The organism is Haloferax sp. s1, assembly GCF_058382125.1.
This window is the reverse complement of record NZ_JBZRPK010000448.1, coordinates 1-4,784: the sequence shown is the minus strand read 5'-3', so window position 1 is coordinate 4,784 and position 4,784 is coordinate 1. Positions and strand designations below refer to the sequence as shown.

The window sequence follows — 4,784 nt, the reverse complement described above, 5'->3', positions numbered from 1 at the left end:
TACCCGCAGTTCGTCTTCGCGTACCTGCGGGTGCTCGGCATCTTCCTGGCGGGGAGCGTCCTCTCTATCATCGCCGGCATTTTCGTCGGCCTCGGCCGCGTTTCGAAGACCAGAATTACAGATATGGTTGCGAGTGGCTACGTCGAGTTCTTCCGTGGAACGCCGCTTCTCTTCCAACTTGTCGTCATCTTCTTCGGGATTCCCGCGTTCTGGCCGCCGGGTCAATTCCCCATCTCGAACTGGGCAATTCCGGCTGCTATTATCGGCCTGACACTCAACCACGCCGCGTACGTCGGTGAGGCTGTCCGCGGCGGCATCAACGCTGTTCCGGAAGGTCAGATGGAGGCGGCCCGCTCGCTTGGAATGTCTTACGTCCAGTCGATGCGAGAAGTCGTGCTGCCGCAGGCGTGGCGCAACGCGCTCGCCGCCATCGGTAACGATCAGGTCATCCTCGTGAAGGACACCTCACTCCTGACGGTTATCGCTGTTGAGGAACTCATCAGTGCCTTCCGGAACGTCAATTCTACGACGTTCGATCCGTGGACGCCGATTCTGCTCGTCGCCATCGCCTACCTCGGAATCACGCTGCCGCTCGGCAAGGTGGTTCGACACCTCGAATCCCGTGCCGAGTGGGGAGGTGACCGACGATGAGCCTCCTCGAATTCGAGAAAGTAAACAAGTACTTCGGCGAGACGCACGTCCTGAAAGACGTCGACCTGCACGTCGAAGAAGGAGAAGTGTGCGTCATCATCGGCCCCTCGGGGTCCGGGAAGTCCACGCTCCTTCGCTGTGCGAACCGCCTCGAAGAGATTCAGGACGGTGAGATTCGACTCGCGGGACAGTCAATCTCCAACCCCGAAGCGGATATCAACCGACTGCGTCAGCGCATCGGGATGGTGTTCCAGAGCTTCAACCTCTTCCCCCACAAGACGGCGCTGGAGAATGTGACGCTCGGGCCGCAGAAGGTCAAAGGAGTCGACAAGGCCACCGCGAAACGAAATGCGGAGACGCTTCTCGACCGCGTCGGTCTCGGCGATCAGGCGGACTCCTACCCGAATCAACTCTCCGGCGGACAGCAACAGCGCGTCGCCATCGCTCGCGCGCTGGCGATGGACCCGCACGTGATGCTCTTCGACGAGGTCACGAGCGCACTCGACCCCGAACTGGTCGGGGAAGTGCTCGAAGTGATGCACGGACTCGCCGAGGAGGGGATGACGATGCTTGTCGTCACCCACGAGATGGGCTTCGCCCGCGAAGTGGGCGACCGCATCGTCCTCATGGCCGATGGCCGTGTCGTCGAGGACTCGCCACCGGATGTGTTCTTCGAGAATCCACGAACTGACCGGGGCAAACAGTTCCTCTCGAAGTTGCTCTGAGTTGGGGCCCACTTGCACCCGTGTGTGCTGAGTGAGTCGGGCACACACCCGACAACCATCCAACAAGCTTATACGCGGAACTGCCGCTTCACTGCGGCATGAACGACGTAATTCGCAACTTCAGCTCTGAACCCCCCGATTTCGAACGACGGAAGGCGATTCTGTTCTGCCAAACCTGTGGTCGCGCCGCGCACATCGACGAGTGGCCGGTACAGACAACCGACGACCACACCCGGCGAATCGACTGTCCGGACTGCGGCGAGGTCGTCTGGAACGGACTGGAGTCCGACGAGGCAGAAGCAGCGGACCGACTGCCGACGCCGACGGCGTAATCAGGCGGTCGAATTAACGAACGAATCAGCAGCAGCGGCTCGATTAGAAGAAGTCACTCAGCCCAGACTGACCGTCGTCGGTCGACGCCTCGGCTTCGTCGCTCGCCGCGGATTCGTCGTCGCGGTTGAGAACATCGTCGTCTCCGTCGGTCGCGGCGTCGGTCTCGCCCCCGTTTTCGCCATCGATGGAGACATCCTCCATTCCGGCGAACGCTCCACCGGCGTGTTCTTCGACCAGTTCCTCGCGGAGTTCTTCGGCGTCTTCGACGATGGACTGGACCTTGTTCGTCGTCTCACCGCTCCCGGTGACAAACGAGACGTGAGAGGTGTCGAAGTCGTAGTACGCGGTCATCGCAACTGTCAACTCCCGGGGCTTGCAGTGATGGGTCACCGCCGAGAGATAGGGAAGCACTTCGCGGCGGGCGGTCGACATGCTAAATCCGCCTTTCTCCGCGATTTTCCGGACGACGGTGTCGCGTGTCTTGTCTCGGGTCGACCGGTATGGTGCGCCCCCGTAGCGAGTCCACCCGCCGCGGGTTCGGTCCCGCGACGCGGCGACACCGGCGGCGAGGTTGTCCGTCGCGTAGCGCCAGTACGAGTAGTTCTGCGAGGCGCGAACGCGACCCAGCCAGCGGTCGGCGTTGGCGAGGAATTCGTAGGCGCGGGCGAGTTCGTCGGGTTCGTAGACGAGAGAGACTTTGTCCTCGACCCACTTCGTGAGGTCGTCCGGCGTCTCGTCCACGTCGTAGGCGGTGTAGAGCGCCTCTTGTGCGGATTCCTCTTTGAGAACGGCGTCGAGGAACTCGAACAGACCGACCGAGCGGTCGCGGTCGCCCATAATCACGTCTTCTTCCGTGATTTTGTCGCGTCCCTCGGCGATTGCCTGGAGGTCGTTGACCGCCGAGCGCAGGTCGCCGCTGTTCATGTCGGCGATTGCTTGGAGGGCGTCCGATTCGAACTCCAGTCCTTCCTTCCGGCAGATATCGCGGAGGACGGGAACGATAGAACGCGCCGACACGTCGCGGAACTCGATTTCCTGACAGGCGTTCCGCAGGCCGCGACTCATGTCGTAGAACTCGTTGGCGATGAGGACGATAGGTTGGCTCGACGACTTGACGAGTTTCGTCACGGCACTGGACCCGCCGCGGTCGTAGTTGCCGTGGATGTTGTCCGCTTCGTCGAGGATGACCAACTGTCGGGTGGACGTGCCCGTCGACGACCCGGAAAGCGTCGCGTTCTTCGCAGCGCGCCCGGCGAAGCGTTCGATGACATCGCCGGTTCGCTGGTCTGACGCGTTCAATTCGACCGTCTCCCAGCCCATGTCCGACGCGAGCGCGTGGGCGGCAGAGGTCTTTCCGATGCCCGGACTCCCGTAGACGACAACAGCCTCTCGGTGGTCGTCCCACGATTTAGCCCACTCTGCGAGGGCGTCGCGAGCCTTGTTGTTGCCGCGGACCTCGGAGAGCGACGATGGGCGGTACTTCTCCGTCCAGTCTACCATTACCGGAGGAAGGAACGAGGCGCGTTTAGTGATTGCGGAGCGGCGTTCGCCTACGTGGTCTCGTCGGTCAATTCGTCGAACGTTCCGTCTTCGCTCACGTCGGCCAGCGCCCGGTTGAGTAACTCGTAGACCACGAACTCCTCGTAATGCTGTGTCTCGCAGTACTCACACGGTTGTAGCTCCCGCGCGACCGCCTCGATACGCTCGCCGTGTTCGCGGTACAACTGCTCGATAAGCGAAGTGACCCCCTCCCGCGCCGTCGCTTGCGCCTCGCGTAGTTCGTCCGCACTCTCTTCGGGGAGGTCGTACGCGAACACGCGCGTGTTGGATTTGTAGTATTTGAGCGTCCCCCCACTGGCGTCTTCGAGCCGGGCGATTTCGATGAGCCCGGCGTCTTTGAGGATGGTAACGTGGTGCCGAACTGTCGTCTCTACTTTGTCCTCACCGCGCCGTTGCAACTCCTCGTGAATCTCGCTGATGGTCATCTCCCGGTCGGCCAGCATATCGAGAATTTTCGCGCGTACGTCGTTTTCCAGCGCCTTTGCTTTCTCCGGAGCCATCGTGATGATGTTCCGTACTGGAACATCGGTTTCGAGGAGCGACATCTGTGTCACTAGATATGGGTCTGGGAATCCTAAGGCTGTCGTGAATCTATGCTACCAGTTGGATGAATATAGAACCGGTACAAAATCTATCATAGTGCCTTTCACTGCTCCACTCCAAAGATGAATCACGATGAGTACCGCACGCGTCCACTACGACATCGGGGGAATGTCGTGTTCGTTCTGCGCCGAGAGTATCCGTAAGGCGTACAAACGAACGGAGGGCGTCGAGGAAGTGAACGTGAGCCTCGCCCACGAAGAGGTGCGCCTACGGTACGACGAAGACCTGCTCAGCGAGGTCGAACTCAAGGATACGCTACGCGACCTCGGCTACACCATCCGCGACCCGGACAAGCAGAAGCGATTCGAGGAACAGCAAAAGGAAGTCGAACAGGCCAAGCGACGATTGACGCTCGCGGGCGTGGCATCGCTCGTGACGGCCGGACTGATGCTGTTCATGATTTTCGTTCGAGGGTCCTTCGAATCGGACGCGCTCTGGATGGACCTCGTGACCCTCGGCCTCGCACTGGGGACGGTGTTCGGCCCCGGTCGATATATCATCGAGAAGGCGTACAACAGCCTTCGACGCCGCATTTTCAATCAACACGTCCTCCTCGAAGCCGGCGCGTTCGCCGGACTGTTTGGGGGATTCCTCGGGCTGTTCGTCTTTCCGGCGTTCCCGACGGTCCACTTCTTCGCCGTCTCGGTGTTCATCACGACGTATCACATCCTCTCCGAGTACACGAGCCTCATCGTCCGTACACGGGCCTCACGAGCAGTACAAGGGCTGCTCGACCTTCGACCCGATACCGCCCGGCGCGTCCACGACGCTACGGTCGTAGAAGTCGGTGTCAGCGAACTGGAAGTGTGCGACCACGTGCGCGTCAAACCCGGCGCAAGCGTCCCTGTGGACGGCACCACCGTTGCAGGCAAAACCGCCGTGGACGATAGCGCCGCTCTGGTCGAGTTCGGT

The 4,784-nt window shown here is 61.0% G+C and carries 6 protein-coding genes; 4 read left to right on the top strand and 2 right to left on the bottom strand.

Annotated elements, in window-relative coordinates; genetic code table 11:
* The 3 genes from QT222_RS06455 to QT222_RS06445 form a co-directional block, all read left to right on the top strand.
* The coding region (locus QT222_RS06455; protein WP_491476685.1) for an amino acid ABC transporter permease at positions 1-651 on the top strand (651 nt) is incomplete at its 5' end.
* On the top strand, positions 648-1,376 hold the full coding sequence (locus tag QT222_RS06450; RefSeq protein WP_491476684.1) for an amino acid ABC transporter ATP-binding protein: 729 nt from the start codon (positions 648-650) through the stop codon (positions 1,374-1,376). The genes QT222_RS06455 and QT222_RS06450, both read left to right, overlap by 4 nt.
* Positions 1,377-1,474: 98 nt before the next feature.
* Positions 1,475-1,708, top strand: coding sequence for a DUF8106 domain-containing protein (locus tag QT222_RS06445; protein ID WP_004059864.1), 234 nt, complete (start codon positions 1,475-1,477; stop codon positions 1,706-1,708).
* A 43-nt stretch (positions 1,709-1,751) separates the two neighbouring features.
* Here QT222_RS06445 and QT222_RS06440 read toward each other — a convergent pair whose 3' ends face one another.
* Positions 1,752-3,209, bottom strand: coding sequence for a replication factor C large subunit (locus QT222_RS06440; protein WP_004059863.1), 1,458 nt, complete (start codon positions 3,207-3,209; stop codon positions 1,752-1,754).
* 50 nt (positions 3,210-3,259) lie between these two features.
* Positions 3,260-3,814 carry an ArsR/SmtB family transcription factor gene (locus tag QT222_RS06435; RefSeq protein WP_491476683.1) on the bottom strand — a complete coding sequence of 185 codons (555 nt, stop codon included), beginning with the start codon at positions 3,812-3,814 and terminating at the stop codon, positions 3,260-3,262.
* A gap of 130 nt (positions 3,815-3,944) precedes the next feature.
* Between QT222_RS06435 and QT222_RS06430 the strand changes: the two genes are divergently transcribed.
* Positions 3,945-4,784: cation transporter (locus tag QT222_RS06430; RefSeq protein WP_491476682.1), on the top strand; the 840-nt coding region annotated here is incomplete at its 3' end.